Here is a 24,857-nt window from a genome sequence, read left to right on the forward strand (position 1 = left end):
AAAAATGGGTTGAAACTAAAGCTCAAAGAATATCATCTAATTTATACAAGACAAAGAAATCCGTACGCTATTCCCTTAAGGAGTCTAGTGTACGGATTATTTATTCTGGAGATATTTATTTTATTATTTAACTGAATTATTTCTTTTCGTTTGCGTAGTGCACTTTAACAATTTCAACGATTAAATCAGTCATTTTATACAGTTCTTCAAGCGGCATGCGTTCACTTGTCGTATGAATATATTCGTAGCCGACACCGAGAATAGCTGTTGGTACGCCCTGGCCGTGGAAGATATTACCGTCACTGCCGCCGCCGAGACTAATAATATCAGCTTGTCGGCCAATATTTTTTACAGCTTCTGCTGCTGTCGTAATCACAGCTTCATCTTCTTTTGCGTGGAGTGATGGATACATTAAATCAACCTGCACGTCAGCGCTTCCTCCGAGAGCTTTTGCTGTTTCTTCGAAAGCAGTTTTAATTTTTTCAGATTCAGCCTGCAATTTTTCATCTGACAAACTGCGGACTTCGGCTAAAATTTCTGCGTGGTCAGCAACGATATTTGTTGCCTGTCCGCCTTTAATAGTCCCGATATTTGCTGTCGTTTCTTCATCGATGCGGCCAAGCTCCATTTTACTTATTGCTTTAGCAGCTAAGTTAATTGCACTGATGCCTTTTTCAGGTTCAATACCGGCATGCGCTTTTTTACCGTAAATCTGTGCTTTGATCTTAGTTTGTGACGGTGCACGGTTAACAATAGTACCGACCTGGCCCGTTCCGTCTACTGCGTAGCCGAATTTACTTTTAATGTTTTTAATATCTAACGCTTTAGCGCCAACGAGACCTGTTTCTTCACCGACCGTAATGATGACTTCTACATCACCGTGCGGAATGTTTTCTTCTTTTAGAACTTTAACAGCTTCGATCACTGCAGATACCCCTGCTTTGTCGTCGGACCCGAGAATTGTCGTTCCGTCTGAGTATACATAACCGTCCTCAATATGCGGTTTAACACCGACGCCTGGTGTTACCGTATCCATGTGAACCATGAATGCAACAGCTGGAATGTTTTCTTCACCTTTAAGCGTGTAGATTAAGTTCCCAGCGCCGTAGCCTGTCTGTTCTCTAGTATCGTCTTCAAAACCGCTTAATTCCAGTTCAGTTAAAATATTTTTTAAATAATCTGCAACCTGGCGTTCTGCACCTGATTCAGAATCGATTTGTACGATTTCTAAAAATTGTTCTGTTAGTCTGTCTTTGTTCATAAAATTATGCCTCCGGTAGTTGATGAATTGGTTTGTATTCATGTATAGTGATGATATCAATAAATTCTTAAGGATGATGGACGAATGGGTAACAGAAAAGTACAAAAATTTATTATATGGTTCATGGTAATATTAATAGTAGTTTCCGGCCTCTTAATGGGCGTCAGCTACTTAACTTCATTTTAAATACTAGAAAAACACCCTCTTTTGGCAGCGAGCTGCCAGTTGAGGGCGTTTTTTTATGCTTCTTTACCGTATTCTTCGAACCATGCTTGAATGCCGGTCATGACGCTCATAATTTCATGACCTTCGATTTCGTGGCGTTCGATCATATCCACGATTTTTCCGTCTTTGAAAAAGGCGAATGATGGAGATGACGGTAAATAATCCGGTGCTTTGTCACGCATCTGCTCAGTTGCTTCTTTGTCCTGGCCAGCAAATACTGTTAAAAGCTGGTCAGGGCGCTTGTCGAAGTTTAGAGAGTGGATGGCAGCAGGACGGGCGATTCCTCCGGCACAGCCGCATACGGAGTTAACCATGACTAGAGCTGTACCCTCTTTGTTTAAGTGCGCCTCTACATCTTCCGGTGTACGCATTTCCGTATAACCGGAATCAGTTAATTCCTTGCGTGCATTTTGTACTAAATCCTGCATGTATAAATTAAAATCTAAGTCCATATTAAAAACTCCTTTGTCCGACTCGTAAAAGTCTTATCACTACTGTTTATTTTATCGGCCAATAGAGCGTTTGTAAAGTTAATAAACTGAATCGGCATCCGGATCGAGATTTTCAATTTTATCTTTTACTGCCTGCAGGAATTGTCCCGCTGCGAGACCGTCGAGCACCCGGTGGTCGATAGACAGACACAAATTCACCATATGGCGTGCTGCCAGCATATCTCCGATAAATACCGGTTTTTTCACGATCGATTCAACTTGGAGTATAGCAACCTGAGGCTGATTAATAATGCCCATAGACTGGATTGAACCGAATGCACCCGTATTATTGACAGTAAAAGTGCCGCCTGACATATCGTCGCCGGTCAGTTTGTTTGAGCGTGCTTTATCAGCTAAAGTGCTGATGGATTTGGCAATGCCGGTAAGTGACCGTTCATCAGCATTTTTAATGACCGGTACGAACAGTTTATCTTCATTAGCCACTGCAATAGATAAGTTAATATCATCATGCACGGTAATTGTATCTCCGTCCCATGAGCTGTTTAAGATAGGATAATCTTTCAGCACTTCTGATACGGCTTTGACGAAAAAACTGAAGAAAGTTAAGTTATAGCCTTCCTGCTCTTTGAATTTTACTTTGTGTTTATTACGCAGGTTAACGAGATTTGTCGCATCCACTTCCATCATCAGCCAGGCATGCGGAATTTCGGTTTTAGACTGAACCATGCGTTTAGCAATTTCTTTACGCACGCCCGTCACTTTTATAGATTCACCGCTTTGAACAGCCGGCGCTTTTTTAGCTTGAACTTCTTCAGCCGGTTTTCCAGCTGATTTAACAGCTGCTGCAGTCTCTTTAACCGGTCCGTTCTCTAAGTATTTCTCGACATCCTTTTTAGTAATTCTGCCGTTAAAACCAGTACCTGTTAAGTTATTTATATCGATTTGATGTTCCCCGATTAAACGCATAACGACAGGAGATAATCTACGGCCGTCTTGTTTAGCTGCAGCCGGTTTTTCAGTTTTTTCAGTTTGCGTTTCGTCTGTTTCAGCCGCTGCAGTTTCAGCTTTTTGATCTGGCTGATCATCCGGCGGTGTTTCCTCACCGGCTACCTCAATTTTACAAATCGGCACGCCGACGTCTACTGTATCGCCTTCTTCAACCAGGATTTCAGTAATTACACCGTCGTATACAGACGGGACTTCAGCAGTCACCTTGGCAGTATTTACTTCGCATAACGGATCGTATTCATTGACGGTGTCACCGACTTTAACCAGCCAGTTTTCTATCGTCCCTTCAGTCACACTTTCTCCGAGCTTAGGCATCGTTATTTCAGTCATAGTATTCACCCCTTAATATTCGCTCAGTTCGAGCATTTTTTTATATATCTTCTCAGGATTCATCATAAAGTAATCTTCCATTGGCGGTGCGTAAGGCATCGACGGCACATCGGGTCCTGCGAGCCTCATAATTGGTGCATCGAGATCGTACAGGCAGTTTTCTCCGATAATTGCAGATACTTCACTGATCAGGCTGCCCTCTAAATTATCTTCGGTCACCAGCAATACTTTACCCGTTTTACTGGCAGCTTTAATAATCGCTTCTTTATCGAGCGGGTAAAGCGACCGTAAATCGAGTATTTCAGCTTGATAACCGTCTTTTGATAATTGTTCAGCGGCCTGGATTGCGTAATTTACACATAATCCGTAAGTGATAACTGTAATATCATCACCTTCACGTTTAATATCCGCTTTATCGAGCGGGACTGTATATTCTCCTTCAGGCACTTCACCTTTAAGCAGGCGATACGCTTTTTTATGTTCGAAAAACATGACGGGATCATTATCTTTAATTGCTGCCATTAATAAGCCTTTTGCATCAGCAGGTGTTGACGGCACGACGACTTTAAGTCCCGGTGTTGAAACGAAAATAGATTCGATGGACTGAGAGTGGTACAAGGCACCGTGAATACCGCCGCCAAACGGCGCTCTAATAACCATTGGCGCATTCCAGTCGTTATCGGAACGGTAGCGGACTTTTGCTGCTTCATTTAAAATCTGGTTAACTGCGGGTAAAATATATTCAGCAAACTGAATTTCAGCAACCGGACGTTTGCCCATCATGGCTGCACCGACACTCGTGCCGACTATATTACTTTCGGCTAGCGGTGTATCCAAAACGCGCATCTCGCCGAATTTTTCCTGAAGACCTTCGGTCACTTTAAAGACGCCGCCTTTTTTACCGATATCCTCACCCAGTACAAATACACTTTCATCCTGTTCCATCGATACAAACAGCGCATCGCGGATCGCATCGAGATAAGACATTTTAACCATTGTCTACCTCCTCGTAAACGTGTTTTAAAGCATGCTCTGCTTCAGCATAAGGGGCAGCTTCCGCAGCTTTTGTTGCTTGATTTACTGTGTCTTTAATTTCTGCTTCAGCTTCTGTCAGCCAATCTTCATCGATTATATTTTCATCGAGTAAATATAATTTAAAAGACTCGAGACAATCGTCTTCTTTATTTTTAGTCAGTTCATCCGCTGTGCGGTATTTATCATCGTCATCGGATGAATGCGGCGTTAAGCGGATCGACAAGGCTTCGATTAATGATGCCCCTTCACCGTTAATTGCCCGTTCTCTCGCTTCTTTCATCACTTTATATACTGCGATTGGATCATTGCCGTCTACCTGCTCTCCGTGCATGCCATAGCCGATTGCGCGGTCGGACAGTTTGTCAGCAGCATATTGCAGATGTGTCGGCACGCTGATTGCATATTTATTATTTTCTATCAGGCAAATAAACGGAAGTTTATGTACGCCTGCAAAGTTTAGCCCTTCATGGAAATCACCTTGTGAAGTTGAGCCTTCTCCTAAAGTAGCTAAAGATACACGTTTTTCCCCGTCCATTTTCATGGCGTAACTCGCACCGACTGCATGAGGGATTTGAGTCGTTACGGCAGATCCTTGTGTCATAATATTACTCGCCTTTTTACTGAAATGACCGGGCATCTGACGGCCGCCGCTTTGTACATCTGCACCGCGGGCAAAGGCAGACAGCATCGTTTCTTCTGGAGTCATGCCAAAGTGTGTCACGAGTGCTAAGTCTCTATAGTAAGGATTGATAATATCATTTTCTTTATCGAGTGCGAAAGCTGCACCGACTTGAGTCGCTTCCTGGCCCTGGCATGAAATGACAAAGGGCAGTTTTCCCGCGCGGTTTAATAACCACATGCGTTCGTCAAGACGTCTTGAGATCAGCATGGTTTTATACATTTGCTGCAAGTCTGATTCAGTTAAATCTGTTTCTTTATAAGATAGCAAAAATGTCACCTTCCTAAACGTGAATTGCGATACCTTCGGCATCGAGTCCTATTTCCTTAATAATCTCACCGACTGATGGATGAGCAAAAACTGCACTCGACAGTTCTAATGCTGAAGCATCCATAAATTTAGCCAGCGACAGCTGGTTAATCAGTTCAGTCGCGTGCGCACCGACGATCGATGCACTTAATATGTCGCCGTTTGGTGCAATGTTCATTTTAATAAAGCCTGTTCCATCATTGTCTATGACGGCTTTAGCAATAGAAGACAGCGGTAATTTATGTGTTTTAAACTCTATTTTATCTGCCTTTAACTGCTCAGTGGTCGGACCAATCGAGGCAACCTCCGGCGACGTATAGATACATCTGGGTACATTGTCGTAATTCATCTCAAGCGGCTGATGATCCGTAATGTGTTCCGCTGCGATCAGTGCTTCTTCTATGGCAACGTGAGCCAGCTGGTAAGATGCTGTCACATCGCCGACTGCGTATATGTGCGACTCGTTTGTCTGCTGATATTCATTGACTTCAACGATACCGTTATTGACTTTAACTTTAGTATTTTGAAGGCCGAGATCTTCTGTGTTTGCCTTTCGCCCAATCGCAACAACAGCATGATTAAAGTATTCAGCTTGGCCGTCCAGCGTAATAGAAATACCGTCATCTTTAATATCGGTATCTTCAGCATTCAGTTTAACACCCGTTTTAACAGTTACGCCACTCTCAGCCAGTGATTTTGCGACGGCTTGTGCCACGTCTTTATCTTCAGTCGGTAAAATTTGAGCTGCGGCTTCGATAATTGTAACGTCCGTACCAAATGCTGACAGTACCGTTGCAAATTCCACACCGATGACCCCGCCGCCGACAATGGCAATTTTTTCAGGTATATGTTCTAAATCCATTAAATCATCACTCGATAAAATCACTTTACCGTCAAATGGCATAAACGGCAGCGCTGCAGGTTTTGAACCCGAAGCGATAATAACAAAATCATTGACGAGTATTTCGCTTTCTTTGTCTTCATCTTCATAACTGACACTGACAGCGCCTGCTAAAGGTGAAAATAAGGAAGGTCCGAGTACTGTTGCTGTGCCATTATAAATGTCTATTTTATTTTTATCCATCAAATATTTAATCCCGTTTTGCATCTTATTCACAACGGTATTTTTACGCTCGACGATATTTTTTATATTAAACGAAGGTTCTGCAGCGTCTATTCCGTACATATACGCGTGCTTCATCGTGTTGATCACTTCAGCACTTTTTAAAAAACTTTTCGTTGGAATACATCCTTTGTTTAAACATGTTCCGCCGAGATGTTCTTTTTCAACGACTGCGACTTCCTGACCGAGCTGGCTCAGTTTAATGGCAGCAATGTAGCCGCCGGTTCCGCCGCCGATGATTACAGTATCGTAATTTTTAGTCATGACTTCCCTCCGCCTTGTAAGTTTTTAATAATGTTCTGTCATTTGAGACAGTATAGGCACCGTAAGCCAGCGCCTCCATTTCAAATTCCCCCGGATAAATGGTTACAGGGGCAATAAATGAAATATAAGGTGTGATGAGATCCATTACATAATTGCTGTAGCTGACGCCGCCGGTAAAAATAATCTGGTCAACTTGACCCCGAAGGACAGCTGCCTTAGCACCGATTTCCTTGCCTATTTGAAAGGCCATGGCCTCCAGCACCTCAGCGCTGTGACGGTTGCCATTATTAATATCAGCCGTAATATCTCTGACATCTTCCGTATTTAAATGAGACAGCAGTCCGCCCGCTTTAGAAATTAAATGAATCATTTCATTTTTAGATAAATTACGTTCTGCCATGTATTTTAACAAACCGTCAGCCGGCAAGCTGCCCGCTCTCGTCGGACTCATCGGTCCGTCCCCGTTCAGGCCGTTGTTGACATCAATTACCTTGCCGAGATGATGTGCACCGACTGTAATGCCGCCGCCCATATGTATGACAATTAAGTTTAAATTCTCATAGGTTTGACCGACGCTGTCAGCATACTTTCTCGCTGCTGCTTTTTGATTTAAAGCATGGAATATTGAAGTTCTTTTTACATTTTTAAGTCCAGTGTATTTAGCTTCGTTACACAATTCATCAACGACGACTGGATCGGTAATGACTGCTTCAATCCCATGATTTTTAGAAAACTCCGCAGCAAGTATTCCGCTTAAGTTTGATGCATGGTCACCGTATTTTCCTGATGTTAAGTCTAGAAGCATATCATCGTTAATCAGATAGGTTCCGCCTTCTACCGGATGGAGCAGTCCGCCGCGGGAAGCGACGATACTAATATCTTCAGGTGTTATCCCTGCTTCTGATAAAAACATCATCACCGTATCGTAACGTGCTGCTTTTTGAGCAGAAATATCTTGACTGATTAGCTCCTTGTCATGGGAGTAGGTCTTAACTATGTGGCAATTTAAATCCCGGAAGAGCGCAACTTTCGTAGTTGTACTTCCGAGATTTAATACAAGTATAAACTTTTTCATCATTATTTTCTTCCGGAAAGGATATTTTTATCTGATTGAGAATAAACGCTTTTCACATTTTGAATTGCTTTTATACGGGATTCAGCCAGATGATCTGCTGCCAGCTGAGGTGAAATGTTTTCCTCTTTAGCAATCGTGAAAATTTTATCTATTTGGTTGTAAACATCGTTCACTTTAGCAGTTGCGCGTTCTTTGTTGTAGCCTTCCAGCTCATCAGCAACGTTAATAACACCGCCTGAGTTTACGACGTAATCCGGAGCATAGACGATGCCTCTGTCTTCTAAGGCTTTACCGTGCGTTTCAATATCTAATAGCTGGTTATTGGCACTGCCGCAAATCGCTTTCACTTTCAGCTCTGGAATCGTCTTGTCGTTTAAAATGCCGCCAAGTGCACAAGGTGCAAAAATATCTGCATCGACGCTGTAAATGTCATCCAGACCGACTGATTCAGCGCCGAAGTCATCTACTGCACGCTGGACTGCTTTTTCGTTTATATCTGTAACGATCAATTTTGCGCCGGCTTCGTGAAGGTGTTTACACAAGCTGTAAGCGACGTTGCCGACACCTTGTACAGCCACAGTTTTATTGCTGAGATCGTCGCTGCCGAAGGCTTCTTTCGCTGTACGTTTCATTGCAACATACAAGCCGAGTGCTGTAAATGGACTCGGGTTGCCGCTTGAGCCGTAGGCTTCGCTGACACCGCACACATAATCTGTTTCCTGATAGATAAAGTCCATATCTTCAACAGTCGTACCGACGTCTTCTGCCGCAATATAGCGTCCGCCGAGGTTGTTAATGTAGCGTCCGAGTGAACGGAAAAACGCTTCTGATTTATCTTTTGAAGCATCACCGATAACCACTGCTTTTCCGCCGCCTAAGTTTAAACCGGCTGCAGCATTTTTATAAGTCATCCCTTTAGCCAGTCGGAGCACATCTGTAATCGCGTCTTCTTCACGCTCGTAATTCCAAAATCTAATGCCGCCGAGTGCTGGTCCAAGGGTTGTATCATGTATACATATAATCGCTTTAAGGCCGCTCGCTTTATCCTGGCAAAATACCAGCTGTTCGTAGTCGCCCTGTTCCATTTCAGTAAAAATCATATTAAACTTCCTCCTTGTTGTGTTCTAACATTTTAATTGCCAATTTAATTGAATTATACTTCTCTTCTTTTGAATCTGCACGTGAAGTCAGTACGAATGGAACTTTCAGTCCCGTAATCATTCCGGCAACATGTGCCCCTGCCGACGTGATCAGCACTTTATACAAAATATTTCCGGCATCAATATGCGGCATAATCAGTATATCTGCGTCACCTGCGACTGGTGATTCGTATTGTTTAATCTCAGCAGCCTTTTTGGACATGGCCAAATCATACTGCATTGGACCGTCCACTATGGCATGGTCAAATTTATGAGACTTTACTATTGTATCATTAGTTACCGTAGAAGCTATTTTTTCATTCACTTTTTCAACTGCTGACAGCAAAGCGACTTTTGGTTTTTCAATGCTGAGCTTTCTCGCTACCGCCGCTGCATTTTCTATGATTTTAATTTTCGTCTCTGCGTCGGGATCGATATTCATTGCAGCGTCGCTGATAAGCACCGGCTTGCCCCTGTTAGGAAGACTAAATAAAGCAACATGTGACAGCAGTTTTTGATCAAGCAGATTTAATTCCTTGTTTAAAACCGATTTTAGAATCACACCGGTAGAAATCAAACCTTTCATCAGTATATTTGCATGGCCGTCAGCTGTAAATTGTGCAGCATTTGATGCACAGCTTTGATCACCGGCGCTGTCGTGGATTTCGACTTTGTATTTTTTATAGTCAAAATTCATGGCTGTAAATGACGATAAAATATTATCCCTGTTGTCAAATAAGTGCCATTCTATATCGAGTTCCATTGCTGAATCCATTACCAGCTGAAGCAGGTCAGGTGAATCAGCTCTCACGAGTGCGATTGATGCATGGCTGTTAAAAGTACTCTTTAAAGTTTCATCAAAATTCATGATTTCGCCTCCTCACTGTATTATACAATAATTAAGTAAAAAGCATTTGCCAGACCCTTATTGTAAGCCCTTACAAAAAGCATACATTTAAATTCAGCAAAAGAAAAGCGGATTAAAAATGTTTAATTATTGAGAATATTTACGCCTTTTATTTCATTAGGCCGTCATAAAATATAAATTTAACTTTCTAGTATTTATTGTATAATGTAAGAGATAAATGTTTTATAGGAGAATACTATGCTGAAAATAATAGCTTTAATAATATTGGTCATTCCCGGAATAATTGCGGGAGTCGGAATAAAACTAATGCGTGACAGCATGTTCGGAATCGTTATCGATCCGTTTACTTATACAGCACTGCAGTTTTTTATCGGTCTTCTAATGACTGTTTTTGGAATATGGTTTATCGGAGGCTACCTCCTTTACCGTGAGAGAAAAAACAAGCGCGCTCAGGAGCGCTTCATGAAAAATGCAAAAAAATCCAGCGAAGATTAATCTTCGCTGGATTTTAGCAATTCTTTGGCGTTCATGCGTGCAGCTTCTGTTATTTTAGACCCGCTGATCATACGAGCGATGTCTTCTATTTTATCATCGTAATTTAAATACGAAGCCGTCGAATGGGTTCTGTCACCTGTCACTGATTTTTTAACATGCAGCAGATGATCGGCTGTCGCTGCCGCCTGCGGCAGATGAGAAATCGCAATGACCTGACGCTGTTTTGATAAGAGTTTCATCTTCTCCACCATGCGCGCTGCGACCTGGCCGCTGACTCCCGTATCAATTTCATCAAAAATAATCAGTGAATCACTGTCGAATTCAGAGAATATTGTGCGGAGTGCGAGACTGACTCTCGATACTTCTCCGCCGGATGCAATTGCTTTCATCGGTTTAAGCGGTTCGCCTTTGTTCGTGGCAATTAAAAATTCTGCATCGGTAAAACCGAGCGGATTAAAATGAGATTCTTTTAAGGCGATTTCAAACTGGACATCCGGCATCTCGAGATCGCTTAATTCGCGTCTCAATTTACTTTCAAGAAAATGTTTTCTTTCCTCCCGGTAGCTGTGCAGTTTTTTAGCCGATGATTCCATTTTATTAAACAGTTCTTGCTGTTCCTCTTCCAGTCTGCCGAATGACTGCGATATATTTTCCAAATCGTCAATATCTGCCTGCAGCTCCTGCTGAAATTCTAAAAGTCCGCTGTATGTCTTAGTATATTTCCGTTTTAATTGGTTGAACTGATTCAATCTCGACTGAATTTCATTTAATCTTTCAGCATCGTAATCAATCGATGACAAATCATTGGAAACATGTGAATTTAACTCGGTCAATAAGTAATATGCATCCGTCAATGTATCTTTATAAGATGTATATGACTCATCGAATTTAGTGACCGTATCGAGTGACTGATTAATATCATACAGCATGCCCTGGGGCGGATACTCGCTGACAAGCAGCGCTTTAATCTGGCTGAGGGAGGCATGAATATTTTCATAGTTGGATAAAAACTCGAGCTCATTTTCAAGCTCTTCTTCTTCATCTTCTTTCAGCTCCACAGCGGACAGTTCATTATACTGCATTTTCAGTACTTCAAGCTGTGTTAACCGGTTGCGGTCTTTATATTCCAGCTCTTCAATACGCTTTTTAACGGAATGATAGGCATGGTAGTGACTTTGATATTCTGTAAATATGTCTTCTTTTCCGAGCCCGATATAGCGGTCCAGATATTCAATCTGTTCGCCTTTTTGAAGTACTGTCCCCTGTGAGGACTGAGACTGTATTGACAACACCAGTTCCATAATTTGTTTTAAGTTATTTAAAGTAATCATCTGGTTATTAATTTTAATCAGACTTTTACTGTTTGCCATGACTTCTCTTCTGATAATGTATAATTCATCTTCTGCGATACCGAGCGATTCGAGCACACGGCTTAACTTACTGCTGGCAGGAAAATCAAAAACACCTTCGATGACTGCCCCGCTGCTGTTATAGCGAATATCTTCTGCAGAAGCTCTGCGCCCTTCTAAATAGCTGATTGCCTCGATAATTTTCGATTTACCAGCTCCCGACTCACCGGTAAGCACGGTCATGCCTTTTGAAAAATCCAGCTCGATATTTTCAAGCACGGCAAAGTTTCTGACACTTAGTCTCAGTAACACATTTAACACCCCAATTAAATAAGATTAAAAATACGATCCTTAATTAATTGCTGTGATTCTTCATCACGGCAAATTAACAGACATGTGTCATCGCCGCATATCGTTCCGATTACTTCTTCCCACTCCAGCTGGTCAATAATAGCTCCGATAGACTGAGCATTGCCCGGCAGCGTTTTTAGAACGAGCAAATTCCCTGTAAAATCGAGCTTAACAAAACTGTCCATTAAGTAGCGTCCCAGCTTTTCAAGCGGGTGGTACTGTCTGTCTTTAGGCATGCTGTAAACATATTCTCCGCCTGGTGAAGGCACTTTAATCAGCTGCAGTTCCTTGATATCTCTGGAAACTGTTGCCTGTGTCACATTAAATTTATGCTCGATCAGCTTGTCAACGAGCTCTTCCTGTGTTTCGATCCGGTTGTTCGTAATAATTTCTCTGATTTTAATTTGTCTGATAGATTTGTTAGACATTAAAATCCCCCCTTTTTAAATGAATATATGTATATTTATTCATCATATTATCATAGAGCGGCTGCCTTGCATAGCAAAAACCAAAGACATCAGCCGTATACTACGGAACTGATGTCTTTGGTTGTGATTGCATATTTATTTTCTTTCTTATTTGATATAAAGAACAAATATTCTGTATTGCCTTTCGTTCCGGTAATGGGAGACTTTTCTATAGCCTGGACATTAAATCCGAGAGTTTCGGCTTCAGCTAACACGCGCTGAATCACTTGAAAGTGAGTATCTGGATTCGTAATAATCCCGTTTTCTTCACGTTCTTCCAAATAGCTCTCGAACTGCGGTTTTATCAGTGCGGCAATATTTAATGGCTGGCTGAACAAACTTTCAATATGACGGAGAATCGGCACTATCGAGGTAAATGATACATCGATGGATATGACCTCCGGCAAAGGATCAAAGTTTTCAATCACCGTCTCTTTAAAGTTGGTCTGTTCCATTACACAAACACGGTCGTCAACACGCAGTTTATAATCGAGCTGATTTGTGCCGACATCAACAGCATAGACAAATCGCGCCCCGTGCTGCAGGGCACAATCTGTAAATCCGCCAGTCGATGAGCCGATATCGAGCATGACTTTGTCTTTAACATCGAGACCGAGCACATCAATGGCATGTTTTAGTTTCAGGCCGCCTCTTGATACAAATTGTTTTACATTTTTAAATCTGATATGTGCTTTTAGAGGATCGATTTTATCGGAAGCTTTGTAGACCGGTTCATTATTATTTAATACTTTGCCTGCCATAATCAGCTTTCTGATATCATCGATTGAGCCGACGTTAAAATGTTCAAAAATATAATCATCTGTTCGTATTTTTTTCATGACTGACCCCTATCAGCTGTTTGGTGCGAAGCGCGATATTATCTTTAGTAATTCCAATATCACGGAGTAAGAGATCCACGTCACCGTGCTCGATATACTCGTTATCGATACCGAGACGCTGAATTTTATTCGTAAACAGCTGGTCGCTCATAAATGTTGAAACCATGCTGCCGAGACCGCCTGTCAGCATTGACTCTTCAATGATAAAGAGCGGTGAATTGTCCTGTCCGAATTCTTTCAGCATCGATTCGTCCATCGGTTTAATAAAACGGGCATTTATAACTTTAACGCTGATGCCTTCAATTTCAAGCAGATCTGCAGCTTCCATGACTGTTTGAAGTGTTGGACCGTAAGAAATTAAAACAGCTTCAGAACCTTCTCTCAGAACTTCCCAGCTCATGTCATCAAGCGATGCTCTGTCAGCTTCCATATCGACACCGAGAACGTTGCCGCGCGGATAGCGGATAGCCATCGGTCCTGTTGTATTTAATGAAAAATCAATCATCATTGCTGCTTCTTTTTCATCTCGCGGCATCATCAAAGTAATATTCGGCAGCGGTGAAATAAAGCTGATATCAAAGACACCCTGGTGGGTTTCTCCGTCCGCTCCGACTAGTCCGCTCCGGTCGATACCGATCAGTACATCTAAATTTTGTCTGTCAACATCGTGCAGCAGCTGATCGTAGCCGCGCTGCAGGAAAGTTGAATATATTGCGAGATACGGTTTCATACCCGCGGCTGCCAATCCTGCTGACATTGTTACCGCATGCTGTTCTGCAATGCCGGTATCAAAAAATCGCTCCGGCAGTTCGCTTTGGAATTTAGTCAGTTTGCTGCCGACCGGCATGGCCGGTGTTAAGGCAACAATCGTGTCGTCTTGATGGGCCCGGTCGAGTACAGTGTTTGACATAAAGGCACTCCAGGACTCAGTTTTCTTCGTACCGAGCACTTCTCCTGTATCGATCTTATAAGGTCCGAGACCATGCCAAATACCCAGCTTATCGTGCTCTGCAGGATGATAGCCTTTACCTTTTTTAGTGATCACATGAATAATTACCGGCCCGTCGTACTCTTTCGATGTTTTAATGGCCGCACCGAGATCTTCAAAATTATGGCCGTCAACGGGTCCGATATATTTAATACCGAGTTCTTCGAAGAAAATGCCGTCGACAAACATGTATTTCGTACTGTCTTTAAAACGGTCTGCTAAGTCTCTGAGTGTCGTGCCGACTTGAGGCAAGCGTTCGATAAAGCCTTCTGCGCCGTGTTTAAATTTGTTGTATTGAGTGTTTGTACGCATTCTTCCGAGCATATTATGAAGTGCACCGACATTTGGTGCAATACTCATTTCGTTGTCGTTTAAAATAATCGTCATATTGGTTTTGTCACTGCCGATATGGTTTAACGCTTCAAGCGCCATACCGCCTGTCAGTGCACCATCGCCAATAATCGGTACAACGTGATTTTTTTCACCTTTAATATCACGTGCTTTGGCAAACCCCATTGCTGCAGAAAGTGAAGTCGATGAATGGCCCGCTTCCCATACATCGTGTTCGCTCTCCCGCATTTTAGGAAAACCGCATAGGCCTTTATATTGTCTGAGCGTCGCAAAATCTGCGCTTCTGCCCGTTAATATTTTGTGTATATATGCTTGATGTCCTACATCGAAAAGCAGTTTATCGGACGGGGAATCAAAGTACTTATGAAGTGCGATTGTCAACTCAACAACACCTAAGTTTGCTCCAATGTGGCCGCCTGTCACTGCACATGACTCGATGAGGAATTCTCTAATGTCACTTGCTAGCTGTACGAGCTCTTCTTCATTTAAGTTTTTAACAAATGATGGCTCGTCAATACTATATATATTCATATAGCAACCACCTTTAATTTTACTATTGATAATTATAACACTTTACTGTTCTGACAAAAAGAAAATGATAATCCATACTTGCATATGAATTATCATTGATCTCTTTGTGCGAACATCTGAACGATTTCACGCAAGCCTGATACAGCAATTGAGTCATCCAGCTTGTTTAATATGCTGTAAGCTTCTTCCTCTTTTTTTCTAAGGGCTTGTTTAGCACCGTCTATACCAAGTTCACTCACGTAGGTGACTTTGCCTTTTTTCTCATCACTGCCCGTGTTTTTGCCTGTAAGTTCAGGATTGCCTTCTAAGTCCAGAATATCATCTTTAATTTGAAACAGCACGCCGATAACCTCGCTGAAACGTTCAAGTTCACTTTGAATATCTTCATCTGCCCCGGCAATAATACATGCAGCTGTTACTGGTGCTTTGATTAATGCCCCGGTTTTAAATGTGTGTATTGTCTCCAGCTCATCTAAAGATGCGGTTTTCATTTCAGCTTCAATATCCAGCATTTGACCGCTGATCATGCCGGACTGGCCTGCAGCATCAGAAATCGTTTCTACAAGTTCGATGCGTACTTCAGCGGATAAAGACTGATCTTTTGCAATAACATTAAAACTTTCATTGAGCAAGTTGTCGCCGGCCAGTATGGCAGCAGCTTCACCAAAAACAATATGATTCGTCGGTTTGCCCCGGCGGAGTTCGTCGTTGTCCATTGCCGGTAAATCATCATGAATTAACGAATACGTATGAATCATTTCGATTGCGGATGCTGCAGAAATCCCTTGATCTAAATCAGTACCGAGCGCATCTAGAGCTGTAAATAAGAGCAAAGGACGGAGGCCTTTGCCGCCTGCCTCAATGGAGTATTTACTCGCTTCGTAAATCGTTGCTGAGTGTTGAAAGCTGTTTAAATGAGATAAAATATGGGCTTTGACTTTATTAATATAAGCAGTATTATTCCTCATCGGATTCGTTATCCTTATTAAGCTCTTCTACTTTTAACTCTGCGTTTTTTAAAATATTATCGCATTCCTGTGAAAGTTTAATGCCTTCCTGGTACAGTTCTAAAGATTTCTCCAGAGAAATCTCTTCTTCATCAAGTGATTTTACGATAGTTTCCAGCCGAGTCATTTTCATTTCAAAAGTCTGATCATTTTTCGTCATCTGTATTCACCTCTGTCACTTTCGCGCTGACCGTGCCTGAATTAAACGAAGTTTCAATCACATCGCCAACATTTAAATTTTTTGCGTCTGTTACTATTTTATTATTAAAGGTTGTATAAGAATAGCCTCTTTTTAATATTTGCACCGGGCTGACGGATTCGAGCACATTAATATTGGCAGCTAAACGTTCTACTTTTTGTGAAATCATCATTTTCATCTGCCGGTTTAAATCACCGGAGGTTCTTTTAAGCTCCGACTGATACTTCTGTATATCCGGTGCCGGATTGTTATACGCCAGTGCCGACATGTATTTATCGAGTCTGTGTCTTAAGTTTAAAAGCTCTTGGGACATAAAATTATCCAGAGTGGATGATAAATCACGCAGGCGTTCGGTTTGTTCAGTATATAATAAATTTGGATTTTTAAATTTATAGTAATTTGATAAGTTATCCAGCATTTGACGTGAATTGCTGATGCGGCTCAGCGTCAAATTATCGAGCTGTCTGTGCAGTTCGCCGAGACGTGTATTTAAGTCTTTAATATTCGGTACTGCCTGTTCAGCTGCCGCCGTTGGTGTCGGTGCGCGTAAATCACTGACATAATCGACAAGTGTAATATCAGTCTCATGACCAACGCCGGTAACGATCGGTGTCTTCATGTTAAATACAGCAAGAGCCACTTCCAGCTCGTTAAAGGTCCATAGATCTTCAATAGAACCACCGCCCCGGGCAAGAATCACCGTGTCTGCCTTAAGTGCGTCTGCCCGCTTTAAATTATCTATGACACTGTCTTTACTGCGGCCGCCCTGGACATATGTATTTAATGTGGTGACTTTGACTAGCGGATATCTGCGGCTTAAAGTTGTAATCATATCTTTAATCGCAGCGCTGGTCGTCGAAGACACAATGGCTATATGTTCCGGAAACGCTGGGAGCGGCTTTTTGTGTTCAGTCTTTAAATACCCTTTTATCTTTAGCAGTTCTTTGTTCTCTTCCAGTTTTAAAAACAGCTGGCCGATACCGTCAATCTGCATTTCTTTAACGTAAATCTGATACTGGCCGCGCCGTTCATACAAGGTAATATTACCCGCCAGCAAAACATTCTGCCCTTCTTCAGGTTTGAAATTCAGTTTGTCGGCATCATAGCGGAACATGACCGCACTGATGACTGACTGATCATCTTTTACAGAAAAATAAATGTGGCCGTTCGTATGATGCTTAACATTCGACAGCTCACCTTTAAGAAAGACCCGTTGGAGATACGGGTCTTTTTCAAATTTATATTTAATATATTTAGTTAAGGATTGAACCGATAAATACTTAGTACTATCCATAGCCATGTCTATCTATCCTTCATTCTGCACAGCGAAATTCTTTAAGACACCGTTAACAAAACGGTGGCTGTCTTTATCACCGTAATTTTTTGCGAGTTTAACCGCTTCATCAATAACAACCTTGACAGGTGCACCGTGACTCAGCAATTCACTCACAGCAAGGCGTAAAATATTTCTTTCTACTTTGGAAATACGCTCGATCGTATAGCCGGTTAAGAAACGGCTGATTTCCTCATTTACAGCATCCTGATGATGCACATAGTAATCGATGACTGATTTAACAAATGTCTCAGTCTGATACACCTCGTAAAAACGCGTGTCTTTTAGCTCGACAACACTTTTATCAATTTGGAATAACAGCTGAAATGCTTTCTTTCTTTGTTCATGTCTTTTCATGCTTACACCTAAACCTATCTATTAACTTATTTAATAATATTAACGATGTGCACGTTCGTTTCGTTAACCGTGACTTCGAGCATATCATTTACAGCTTGTTTAACATTTTCCTGAATACGTTCAGCAACACTGTGAACGTTTCGGTCAGTAGATAATACTACATAAATTGCGATGTGAATCTGGCCGTCGCTGGTCTCAACTTTAACGCCGCGACCGCGGAACTTTTTCCCAATCTTTTCGATATTACCACTGGCAAAGTTATTTTGCAATGAGTGAACACCTTTAGTCTCTTCTACCGCAATACTTGCAATGACTTCAATCACTTCACTGGAAATCTCAATGCTGCCGAAATTTGTATTATGATTTTGTAAAATCATACAATCACCTCACTGGTATATTATATCACGTGATGACGCTAATATTAAATGGTTTGCTAAAGTATGTGCTAAACAGTACGGAGCTGTTTTCTTATCTTAAATATATGGTTATTTTGGAGTTTAGTCAATTACTTATGAGCCGGTATCGGCACGTCTGTTCTTATCCGGCTTTATAAAATAAAAAATGACCAGCCGAAATTAACTGGTCAATAAAAATATATATTTCGGATTATCAATAGCATATTGTGCTTCTTCCGGTGTGAACTGCTCCCCGTATTCGGAGACGAGCTGATCATAAATACCCGCTTTAGACATACTCATTATTTCTGCGTAATTGTAAGCACTATTTAATGCTGACTCCCACTCCCTCGGAACTTCACCTGAATCAGTTTCAGAGAATCCAGGTTTATTGGTTATGTGAGGGGTCTGGTCGGCCAATGAGATAAGTTCATTGGCTGAGTAAAGGGGTTAGTCGGCCAATGAGATAGGTTCATTGGCTAAGTAAAGGGGTTAGTCGGCCAATGAGATAAGTTCATTGGCTAAGTAAAGGGCCTGGTCGGACAATGAGAAAATCTCATTGGCCACCCTATCTAACACCCACCCTGCAAAAGATAAAAACCCGTTTCTCATAATAAGAAACGGGCTCTAAATCAATCTATTTCATTATATCCTGTTCTTCCAGGAAGTTAGTATTATAGTTATTGTTTAAAAATGCATCGTTCAGCAGCAGATTTTGATGGAATGGAATTGTTGTATCGATACCGCTGATTTCGAATTCTCCTAATGCGCGTTTGGCAGTTTTTACTGCTTCATCACGGTCTTTGCCGTGAACGATTAGTTTAGCGATCATCGAATCGTAATACGGCGGGATCACATATCCTGCATATGATGCAGTGTCCATTCTGACACCGAAGCCGCCCGGCTGAAGGAAGCCGGTAATTTTGCCTGCTGACGGCATGAAGTTTTTGTACGGGTTTTCTGCATTAATTCTAAATTCAAATGCATGGCCTTCAAATTTAATATCTTCCTGCTGATATGGAATCGGTTCGTGCATCGCAACTTGAATTTGAGATTTCACAAGGTCTACACCGGTAATCATTTCTGTTACAGGGTGTTCGACCTGGATACGCGTGTTCATTTCCATGAAGTAATATTTATGATCGTTCAAATCGTAAATAAATTCAATCGTACCGGCGCCGATGTAATCGATGCTTTTCGCTGCACGAACGGCTGTTTCTCCCATTTCACGGCGTGTTTTTTCACTGATTACCGGGCTTGGTGCTTCTTCAACGAGTTTTTGCATTCGGCGCTGTACTGTGCAGTCGCGCTCGCCCAAGTGTACAACGTTGCCGTGGTAATCTCCGAGTACTTGAATTTCAACATGACGGAAGTTTTCAATATATTTTTCAATATATAAACTCTTATTGCCGAAAGCACTTTCCGCTTCCTGCTCAGTCAATTTATAATTCTGAGTCAGCTCTTCTTTTGATCTCGCGACTCTGATCCCTTTTCCGCCGCCGCCGTGGCTGGCTTTAATAATAACAGGGTAGCCGATTTCCTCAGCGATGTCATATGCATCTTCTAATGATTTAACGACACCGTCACTGCCTGGTACCGTCGGTACATCTGCTTCTATCATCGTTTTCTTAGCAACATCTTTAACACCCATTAAGGAAATGGTTTCAGACATCGGTCCGATAAATATTAGACTTGATGATTCGCACATTTCAGCAAAGTCGCTGTTTTCAGCTAAGAAACCGTAGCCGGGATGGATCGCATCGCAGCCCGTTGTCTGTGCAATAGTGATAATGCCGATCATGTCCAGATAACTGTCTTTAGAAAGTTTTGGTCCGATGCAGTATGATTCTGTCGCTAGTTTCCGGTGTAAACTATCCTGATCTGCTTCAGAGTATATACTGACCGTCTCGATTCCGAGTTCATGACATGCACGGATAATTCTTACCGCAATTTCTCCTCGGTTGGCTATTAAGACTTTTTTAATCATCGTAATTTAAATAATGGCTGATTGTATTCAACCATATCTCCATCATCGACTAGGATTTCAACAATTTCACCGGATACTTCTGCTTGTATTTCATTGAATAATTTCATCGCTTCTAAAATACAAACGACGGATGTGCTGGTTACTTTGTCACCCACTTTGACGTAAGCTTCTTCTTCAGGAGAAGGTGCTTTGTAGAAAGTGCCGACCATCGGTGCTTTTACAGTAATCGCTTCTTCTTCAGCTGGAGCAGCAGCTGCTGCCGGCTGAACTGGAGCTGATGTTTTAGTTTCTGCAGTCTGAGGGACTTGAGTCACTGCAGGTGCTAATTCTCTTTTTAGTTTAATATCTACATCTTTGTCTTTATAAGAAATTTCAGTAAGCGATGCCCGCTCCATTTTTTCAATTAAAGAATCGACTTGTTCTAAATTCATTAGTTTTACTCTCCCATAAAATAATATGTACTACATTTTACATAGGTGGTCATACCAATTCAAGTATAAATTAAGAGCAGCCTTTTAAAACTGCTCTTAGATTGTCTACGCTCTAGAGACGTATGACCCTTCTTCAGTATTAACGACAAGCATATCACCCTGGTTAACAAATAATGGCACTTGTAATGTAACGCCTGTTTCAAGTGTTGCTGATTTAGATGCTCCGCTTGCTGTGTCGCCTTTAATTCCTGGTTCTGTTTCTGTAACTTCGAGTTCAACAGTTTTTGGAAGTTCGACACCTAAAGTTTCACCTTCGTACATCATAATAGATACAGGCATATTTTCTTTTAGGAATTTTAATTCATATTCAAGCTGATCGCCGGGAATTTCAAGCTGCTCATATGTGTTGTTATCCATAAATACATAGCTGTCGCCGTCAGCGTATAAGAACTGCATTTTATTATTATCAATCTGAGCTCTGCCGACTTTTTCACCAGCTCTGAAAGTTTTTTCCTGAGTCGCTCCAGTACGGAGGTTTTTTAATTTACTGCGGACAAAAGCCGCACCTTTACCCGGTTTAACATGCTGGAAATCTAATACTCTCCAAATGCCACCGTCTACTTCTACTGTAAGTCCTGTTTTAAAATCGTTTACTGAAATCATGTGTTTCCTCCTATATTGTCTGTTTTATACGATAAACAGCTTTTTGCTGCTGTGTGTTAACTTTTTAAGACCCTTTTCAGTGACTACAGCATCGTCCTCTATACGGACGCCGCCTAAGCCGTCGACATAAATGCCGGGCTCTATCGTAATTACCATGCCGGGTTCTAAAGTCATTGTACTTTTTTGTGACAGTCCTGGCAATTCATGAACTTCCAGTCCTAGTCCGTGACCTAATGAGTGGCCGAAGTGTTCGCCGTGTCCCTTAGCTGAAATCACATCACGTGCAATACTGTCGGCTTCTTTGCCTGTCATGCCCGCTTTAATTTCATCCAGTGATTTTAACTGGGATTCGAGAACGATATTATAAATCTCTTCCATTTCCGGCGAGACTGACCCCACAGCAAATGTACGTGTAATATCCGAGGCATAGCCTTTGTACCATGCGCCGAAATCCAGTGTAACCATATCGCCATCTTCGATCACTTTATCAGAAGCTACGCCGTGAGGAAGAGCCCCTCTGTGTCCGCTGGCAACGATTGTATCGAAACTCGGACCGCTGGCTCCGAGGCTGGTCATGTGTGCTTCCAGCTCATTTTTAACTTCCAGCTCAGTCATACCGGCCTTAACGTAAGTTAAAATGTATTCATAAGACTGATCTGCAATTTCACATGCTTTAATAATTAAATCCAGTTCTTCATCTGTTTTAATTAAACGGATTTTTTCAACCTCACCTGTTAAAGGCACAACATCAAAAGATTTGCTCAATTGGCTGTATGTATTGTAGTTCACGTGCTCCCCTTCAAACCCAATACGTTTTAAACCTTTTGAATTCATAAATGATACGATAGATTCGAGCAGACCTTTTTCCTGCAGAATAAATTCAAATTCTTCAGCTTGTTCTGCCCCCTGTGCTTTATATCTGAAGTCAGACATTAAAAATCTCGATTCTTTTGTAATGATGAGTGCGCCGCTGGATCCAGTGAACTCGCTTAAATAACGTCTGTTTTCAGCACTCATTACCAGTAATGCATCAAGGCTTTCTCTTTCCAGCAATTGCTGGATTTTATCAAATTTAATCATTTCTCCTCCACCTCTCAGTAATCATTTTACATGAAATTAAAATCTATTTCATTTTCTTTTTATATTTTAACGCTAACATGTTAAAATAGTCTAATGAAATATAGGAGAATATGCGATGAAACTTAGACTTTCTGCACTTACATTATTATTGCTTGCTGCGGGCTGTCAAAACAGCTCACCTGAAGCAGAACTCAGTGAAAAAGAAGAATATAAAAGTGAACTCGAAGGACTGCTGCAGACTGAAAAAGTCCGAAATCAGCAGCTTACTTTGCATTTAGAAAATCTGGATACGCAAATCGTAAACTTCGAGCGCGACAGAGATAATCCAAATATTGAAAAATACGTCGGCATCGTGACTGATTATGCTGATGATCTAACGGCGCAGTTAAATCAGCTCAATGAATATATTACTCAGTACCGTAACGATGAACAGCTGAATACCGGAGATATTGTAAAAACGAGAGATGATATTCAGGAAACAGTTGAAACATACAATAACGCTGTCGGAGAATTGGAACTGACAGAAGTTCTGGACAGGGAACATTCCAATATAGTCCTTGCCAATGAAGAAATCACAGAAGCTGTTAATCAGATTGCAGATGCGATGGCATCTGAAGATGACGACCTTTTAAATGAGTCGATTGAACGGCTGCAGCAGGCAACAGAATACTTGTAGAAAGAATGATCAAAATGACAAAACCAGTTTACGGCGGCCAGGCAGTGCCTGAAGGTGTGATGTTCCAGTCAAAGACTCATATGTCCACAGCGATTAGACGAACAAACGGAGAAATTGATTATTTTGATATGCCGAGACCGAATCAGCCGCTATTGACAAAATTAAAGAAAATCCCATTAATACGCGGCAATGTCGCGATTATAGAATCCAGTGTCTACGGCATGAAGCATATGGATTTCGCAGCAGATCGCTACGAACGGCATCCGTCGGAAGATCATAAAATAGCTGATGAGAAAAAATCGGTGAATACGACTAAAGTCGTGCTTTCTACTGTAATTATCGGTATACTTACATTTTTAATTGGTAAATTTATACTGACCCTGATTCCGGTATTTGTCGCCGAAGTATTTTCCGGCATTATTCCAGGCAAGTTCGGACAGGTTGCACTGGAAACAATAATTAAATTAATTATACTGCTAGGCTACATATATTTGCTGTCGCTGACACCGATGGTAAAAGGGCTGTTTCAATATCACGGTGCGGAACATAAGGTCATTAACTGTTTTGAATCCAGCCTGCCGCTGACTGTAGACAACGTTCAGGCGCAGTCACGACTCCACTATCGCTGCGGCAGCTCGTTTATACTCTTTACAGTGCTCGTCGGCTTTGTCATATATATGTTTGTTCCGGTAGATCCTTTGTACGTTAGAGTGTTGAACAGAATTTTACTGATTCCAGTCGTACTCGGGCTGTCATTCGAAGTACTGCAGTTCACAAATAAGATGAGATCCGTGCCCGTTTTAAAATATTTGGGACTGCCCGGATTATGGCTGCAGTATTTAACGACAAAACAGCCGCAAGATGACCAGGTTGAGGTCGCAATATCTTCATTCAACCATCTTTAAAGGAGTGATAAAAAATGAAAAGAGCTTTGGTAATTATCGTTTTAGTCATTGCAGCTGTTGGTCTGCTGATGAACCTGGATGTCGTTTTAAATATGATTTTCAGTTCACTGATTTTTCTTCTAGTGCTGGGCTTGATTATTTACGGGATATATTACTTCTTTATCCTGACAGAAGATCAGCGGAAATATAGAAAAGCATTGCGTAAAGCAAAACGTAAACATCGTAAAAAATAATACACATATATATTAAGGAGAGGTTTTTTAAGTGGAAAGCTGGATTATAGCATTAATTATATTAGCAGTAATAATCATCGTCCTGGTGATTAACGCCTTCATTTCAATGAGAGGTGTCAATATGCTGACAGAAGAAGAGTTCGGCAAGGATTTAAGAAAAGTACAGCTGATTGATCTTCGTGAAAAAGATAAATTTGAACACGGACATATTATGGGTGCAAGAAACATGCCAATTTCATCATTTCAAATGAAAAAAGGCGCTATTCGTAAAGATGTGCCGGTTTACCTGTACGATCAAAATGGACGTACAGCATTAAGAGCAGCACGTATGCTGAAAAAAGACGGCCACAAGGATTTAAATGTTCTTAAACAAGGTATTGCGAAATGGACAGGCAAAATCAAGTCTAAAAACCGCTAATGAAATATAGAGCACACGGCTTAATGCCAGGTGC

General features: G+C 41.5%; 29 protein-coding genes. 6 read left to right on the forward strand and 23 right to left on the reverse strand.

Annotated features, from left to right (window positions below):
* Positions 1-136: 136 nt before the first annotated feature.
* Positions 137-1,261 (reverse strand): M20/M25/M40 family metallo-hydrolase, encoded by a 1,125-nt coding sequence (locus IEU81_RS02240; RefSeq protein WP_092594620.1) that lies wholly within the window; start codon positions 1,259-1,261, stop codon positions 137-139.
* Positions 1,262-1,345: 84 nt separating this feature from the next.
* On the opposite strand from IEU81_RS02240, the gene prli42 reads away from it, so the two are divergent.
* The gene (gene prli42, locus IEU81_RS02245; RefSeq protein ID WP_143016391.1) at positions 1,346-1,447 is read left to right on the forward strand and encodes a stressosome-associated protein Prli42; all 102 of its coding nucleotides are present in this window, start codon (positions 1,346-1,348) and stop codon (positions 1,445-1,447) included.
* Positions 1,448-1,500: 53 nt separating this feature from the next.
* On the opposite strand, the gene IEU81_RS02250 is transcribed toward prli42, so the two are convergent.
* From IEU81_RS02250 to IEU81_RS02285, 8 genes are all read right to left on the reverse strand, one after another.
* On the reverse strand, positions 1,501-1,938 hold the full coding sequence (locus IEU81_RS02250) for a BrxA/BrxB family bacilliredoxin (RefSeq protein ID WP_186090093.1): 438 nt from the start codon (positions 1,936-1,938) through the stop codon (positions 1,501-1,503).
* Positions 1,939-2,016: 78 nt separating this feature from the next.
* Positions 2,017-3,276 carry a dihydrolipoamide acetyltransferase family protein gene (locus IEU81_RS02255; protein ID WP_186090094.1) on the reverse strand — a complete coding sequence of 420 codons (1,260 nt, stop codon included), beginning with the start codon at positions 3,274-3,276 and terminating at the stop codon, positions 2,017-2,019.
* Between the two features lie 12 nt (positions 3,277-3,288).
* A complete protein-coding gene (locus IEU81_RS02260; RefSeq protein ID WP_092594614.1) occupies positions 3,289-4,272 on the reverse strand; it encodes an alpha-ketoacid dehydrogenase subunit beta in 984 nt (327 codons plus the stop codon).
* A complete protein-coding gene (locus IEU81_RS02265) occupies positions 4,265-5,260 on the reverse strand; it encodes a thiamine pyrophosphate-dependent dehydrogenase E1 component subunit alpha (RefSeq protein WP_092594612.1) in 996 nt (331 codons plus the stop codon). The genes IEU81_RS02260 and IEU81_RS02265 overlap by 8 nt, the downstream gene beginning before the upstream one ends.
* Positions 5,261-5,273: 13 nt before the next feature.
* Complete coding sequence (gene lpdA, locus IEU81_RS02270; protein WP_186090096.1) at positions 5,274-6,686, reverse strand: dihydrolipoyl dehydrogenase; 1,413 nt, start codon at positions 6,684-6,686, stop codon at positions 5,274-5,276.
* Positions 6,679-7,764, reverse strand: coding sequence for a butyrate kinase (gene buk / locus IEU81_RS02275; RefSeq protein WP_231957142.1), 1,086 nt, complete (start codon positions 7,762-7,764; stop codon positions 6,679-6,681). Before buk ends, lpdA begins: the two co-directional genes overlap by 8 nt.
* Entirely contained in the window at positions 7,764-8,861 is a 1,098-nt protein-coding gene (locus IEU81_RS02280; protein ID WP_092594608.1) for a Leu/Phe/Val dehydrogenase, read from the reverse strand. Before IEU81_RS02280 ends, buk begins: the two co-directional genes overlap by 1 nt.
* A gap of 1 nt (position 8,862) precedes the next feature.
* Positions 8,863-9,768, reverse strand: a complete 906-nt coding sequence (locus tag IEU81_RS02285) for a phosphate acyltransferase (RefSeq protein ID WP_186090098.1) — start codon at positions 9,766-9,768, stop codon at positions 8,863-8,865.
* Between the two features lie 237 nt (positions 9,769-10,005).
* Between IEU81_RS02285 and IEU81_RS02290 the strand changes: the two genes are divergently transcribed.
* Positions 10,006-10,263: a DUF2627 domain-containing protein gene (locus IEU81_RS02290; protein WP_186090100.1), complete on the forward strand. Its 258-nt coding sequence runs from the start codon at positions 10,006-10,008 to the stop codon at positions 10,261-10,263.
* On the opposite strand, the gene recN is transcribed toward IEU81_RS02290, so the two are convergent.
* From recN to IEU81_RS02360, 14 genes are all read right to left on the reverse strand, one after another.
* Positions 10,260-11,924, reverse strand: coding sequence for a DNA repair protein RecN (recN, locus tag IEU81_RS02295; protein ID WP_186090101.1), 1,665 nt, complete (start codon positions 11,922-11,924; stop codon positions 10,260-10,262). The two genes, IEU81_RS02290 and recN, sit on opposite strands and share 4 nt — an antisense overlap.
* A 14-nt stretch (positions 11,925-11,938) precedes the next feature.
* Positions 11,939-12,391, reverse strand: coding sequence for a transcriptional regulator AhrC/ArgR (gene ahrC, locus IEU81_RS02300; RefSeq protein ID WP_035808715.1), 453 nt, complete (start codon positions 12,389-12,391; stop codon positions 11,939-11,941).
* 89 nt (positions 12,392-12,480) lie between these two features.
* Positions 12,481-13,269: a TlyA family RNA methyltransferase gene (locus IEU81_RS02305; protein ID WP_092594602.1), complete on the reverse strand. Its 789-nt coding sequence runs from the start codon at positions 13,267-13,269 to the stop codon at positions 12,481-12,483.
* Positions 13,247-15,139 carry a 1-deoxy-D-xylulose-5-phosphate synthase gene (dxs, locus tag IEU81_RS02310; RefSeq protein WP_186090103.1) on the reverse strand — a complete coding sequence of 631 codons (1,893 nt, stop codon included), beginning with the start codon at positions 15,137-15,139 and terminating at the stop codon, positions 13,247-13,249. Before dxs ends, IEU81_RS02305 begins: the two co-directional genes overlap by 23 nt.
* Positions 15,140-15,231: 92 nt before the next feature.
* Positions 15,232-16,107 carry a polyprenyl synthetase family protein gene (locus tag IEU81_RS02315; RefSeq protein ID WP_186090105.1) on the reverse strand — a complete coding sequence of 292 codons (876 nt, stop codon included), beginning with the start codon at positions 16,105-16,107 and terminating at the stop codon, positions 15,232-15,234.
* Complete coding sequence (gene xseB, locus IEU81_RS02320) at positions 16,097-16,306, reverse strand: exodeoxyribonuclease VII small subunit (protein ID WP_186090107.1); 210 nt, start codon at positions 16,304-16,306, stop codon at positions 16,097-16,099. The genes IEU81_RS02315 and xseB overlap by 11 nt, the downstream gene beginning before the upstream one ends.
* Positions 16,293-17,639, reverse strand: coding sequence for an exodeoxyribonuclease VII large subunit (xseA, locus tag IEU81_RS02325; RefSeq protein ID WP_186090108.1), 1,347 nt, complete (start codon positions 17,637-17,639; stop codon positions 16,293-16,295). The genes xseB and xseA overlap by 14 nt, the downstream gene beginning before the upstream one ends.
* 12 nt (positions 17,640-17,651) lie before the next feature.
* A complete protein-coding gene (gene nusB / locus IEU81_RS02330) occupies positions 17,652-18,035 on the reverse strand; it encodes a transcription antitermination factor NusB (RefSeq protein WP_092594594.1) in 384 nt (127 codons plus the stop codon).
* Positions 18,036-18,061: 26 nt separating this feature from the next.
* Entirely contained in the window at positions 18,062-18,412 is a 351-nt protein-coding gene (locus IEU81_RS02335) for an Asp23/Gls24 family envelope stress response protein (protein WP_092594592.1), read from the reverse strand.
* A gap of 198 nt (positions 18,413-18,610) precedes the next feature.
* Positions 18,611-18,850, reverse strand: coding sequence for an Ltp family lipoprotein (locus tag IEU81_RS11045; protein WP_268884129.1), 240 nt, complete (start codon positions 18,848-18,850; stop codon positions 18,611-18,613).
* Positions 18,851-19,067: 217 nt separating this feature from the next.
* Positions 19,068-20,414 (reverse strand): acetyl-CoA carboxylase biotin carboxylase subunit, encoded by a 1,347-nt coding sequence (gene accC, locus IEU81_RS02345; protein ID WP_092594995.1) that lies wholly within the window; start codon positions 20,412-20,414, stop codon positions 19,068-19,070.
* The gene (gene accB, locus IEU81_RS02350) at positions 20,414-20,848 is read right to left on the reverse strand and encodes an acetyl-CoA carboxylase biotin carboxyl carrier protein (RefSeq protein ID WP_092594588.1); all 435 of its coding nucleotides are present in this window, start codon (positions 20,846-20,848) and stop codon (positions 20,414-20,416) included. Before accB ends, accC begins: the two co-directional genes overlap by 1 nt.
* A 105-nt stretch (positions 20,849-20,953) precedes the next feature.
* Positions 20,954-21,511 (reverse strand): elongation factor P, encoded by a 558-nt coding sequence (gene efp, locus IEU81_RS02355; RefSeq protein WP_092594586.1) that lies wholly within the window; start codon positions 21,509-21,511, stop codon positions 20,954-20,956.
* A 24-nt stretch (positions 21,512-21,535) separates the two neighbouring features.
* On the reverse strand, positions 21,536-22,591 hold the full coding sequence (locus tag IEU81_RS02360) for a M24 family metallopeptidase (protein ID WP_092594584.1): 1,056 nt from the start codon (positions 22,589-22,591) through the stop codon (positions 21,536-21,538).
* 115 nt (positions 22,592-22,706) lie between these two features.
* On the opposite strand from IEU81_RS02360, the gene IEU81_RS02365 reads away from it, so the two are divergent.
* Genes IEU81_RS02365 through IEU81_RS02380 form a run of 4 tightly spaced genes read left to right on the forward strand, consistent with a single transcriptional unit; the run spans position 22,707 to position 24,823 of the window.
* Positions 22,707-23,267 (forward strand): hypothetical protein, encoded by a 561-nt coding sequence (locus tag IEU81_RS02365; protein ID WP_092594582.1) that lies wholly within the window; start codon positions 22,707-22,709, stop codon positions 23,265-23,267.
* A gap of 5 nt (positions 23,268-23,272) precedes the next feature.
* Positions 23,273-24,172: a DUF1385 domain-containing protein gene (locus tag IEU81_RS02370; protein ID WP_373867764.1), complete on the forward strand. Its 900-nt coding sequence runs from the start codon at positions 23,273-23,275 to the stop codon at positions 24,170-24,172.
* Between the two features lie 14 nt (positions 24,173-24,186).
* Positions 24,187-24,405 carry an SA1362 family protein gene (locus IEU81_RS02375; protein ID WP_092594578.1) on the forward strand — a complete coding sequence of 73 codons (219 nt, stop codon included), beginning with the start codon at positions 24,187-24,189 and terminating at the stop codon, positions 24,403-24,405.
* 31 nt (positions 24,406-24,436) lie between these two features.
* Positions 24,437-24,823, forward strand: a complete 387-nt coding sequence (locus tag IEU81_RS02380; protein WP_231957145.1) for a rhodanese-like domain-containing protein — start codon at positions 24,437-24,439, stop codon at positions 24,821-24,823.
* Positions 24,824-24,857: the final 34 nt, after the last annotated feature.

The organism is Jeotgalicoccus aerolatus (assembly GCF_014635205.1).
In the GTDB taxonomy this organism is placed as follows: domain Bacteria; phylum Bacillota; class Bacilli; order Staphylococcales; family Salinicoccaceae; genus Jeotgalicoccus; species Jeotgalicoccus aerolatus.

What these genes read in the sequence shown, in the direction of transcription:
- xseB (WP_186090107.1), bottom strand. Translation starts at nt 16,306, where the DNA reads ATGACGAAAAATGATCAGACTTTTGAAATGAAAATGACTCGGCTGGAA.
- buk (WP_231957142.1), bottom strand. Translation starts at nt 7,764, where the DNA reads ATGATGAAAAAGTTTATACTTGTATTAAATCTCGGAAGTACAACTACG.
- accB (WP_092594588.1), bottom strand. Translation starts at nt 20,848, where the DNA reads ATGAATTTAGAACAAGTCGATTCTTTAATTGAAAAAATGGAGCGGGCA.
- IEU81_RS02375 (WP_092594578.1), top strand. Translation starts at nt 24,187, where the DNA reads ATGAAAAGAGCTTTGGTAATTATCGTTTTAGTCATTGCAGCTGTTGGT.
- IEU81_RS02360 (WP_092594584.1), bottom strand. Translation starts at nt 22,591, where the DNA reads ATGATTAAATTTGATAAAATCCAGCAATTGCTGGAAAGAGAAAGCCTT.
- prli42 (WP_143016391.1), top strand. Translation starts at nt 1,346, where the DNA reads ATGGGTAACAGAAAAGTACAAAAATTTATTATATGGTTCATGGTAATA.
- IEU81_RS02365 (WP_092594582.1), top strand. Translation starts at nt 22,707, where the DNA reads ATGAAACTTAGACTTTCTGCACTTACATTATTATTGCTTGCTGCGGGC.
- IEU81_RS02370 (WP_373867764.1), top strand. Translation starts at nt 23,273, where the DNA reads ATGATCAAAATGACAAAACCAGTTTACGGCGGCCAGGCAGTGCCTGAA.
- IEU81_RS02240 (WP_092594620.1), bottom strand. Translation starts at nt 1,261, where the DNA reads ATGAACAAAGACAGACTAACAGAACAATTTTTAGAAATCGTACAAATC.
- lpdA (WP_186090096.1), bottom strand. Translation starts at nt 6,686, where the DNA reads ATGACTAAAAATTACGATACTGTAATCATCGGCGGCGGAACCGGCGGC.
- IEU81_RS02315 (WP_186090105.1), bottom strand. Translation starts at nt 16,107, where the DNA reads ATGAGGAATAATACTGCTTATATTAATAAAGTCAAAGCCCATATTTTA.
- xseA (WP_186090108.1), bottom strand. Translation starts at nt 17,639, where the DNA reads ATGGATAGTACTAAGTATTTATCGGTTCAATCCTTAACTAAATATATT.
- efp (WP_092594586.1), bottom strand. Translation starts at nt 21,511, where the DNA reads ATGATTTCAGTAAACGATTTTAAAACAGGACTTACAGTAGAAGTAGAC.
- IEU81_RS02255 (WP_186090094.1), bottom strand. Translation starts at nt 3,276, where the DNA reads ATGACTGAAATAACGATGCCTAAGCTCGGAGAAAGTGTGACTGAAGGG.
- IEU81_RS02260 (WP_092594614.1), bottom strand. Translation starts at nt 4,272, where the DNA reads ATGGTTAAAATGTCTTATCTCGATGCGATCCGCGATGCGCTGTTTGTA.
- dxs (WP_186090103.1), bottom strand. Translation starts at nt 15,139, where the DNA reads ATGAATATATATAGTATTGACGAGCCATCATTTGTTAAAAACTTAAAT.
- IEU81_RS02280 (WP_092594608.1), bottom strand. Translation starts at nt 8,861, where the DNA reads ATGATTTTTACTGAAATGGAACAGGGCGACTACGAACAGCTGGTATTT.
- nusB (WP_092594594.1), bottom strand. Translation starts at nt 18,035, where the DNA reads ATGAAAAGACATGAACAAAGAAAGAAAGCATTTCAGCTGTTATTCCAA.
- IEU81_RS02305 (WP_092594602.1), bottom strand. Translation starts at nt 13,269, where the DNA reads ATGAAAAAAATACGAACAGATGATTATATTTTTGAACATTTTAACGTC.
- ahrC (WP_035808715.1), bottom strand. Translation starts at nt 12,391, where the DNA reads ATGTCTAACAAATCTATCAGACAAATTAAAATCAGAGAAATTATTACG.
- IEU81_RS02335 (WP_092594592.1), bottom strand. Translation starts at nt 18,412, where the DNA reads ATGATTTTACAAAATCATAATACAAATTTCGGCAGCATTGAGATTTCC.
- IEU81_RS02250 (WP_186090093.1), bottom strand. Translation starts at nt 1,938, where the DNA reads ATGGACTTAGATTTTAATTTATACATGCAGGATTTAGTACAAAATGCA.
- IEU81_RS02290 (WP_186090100.1), top strand. Translation starts at nt 10,006, where the DNA reads ATGCTGAAAATAATAGCTTTAATAATATTGGTCATTCCCGGAATAATT.
- IEU81_RS02285 (WP_186090098.1), bottom strand. Translation starts at nt 9,768, where the DNA reads ATGAATTTTGATGAAACTTTAAAGAGTACTTTTAACAGCCATGCATCA.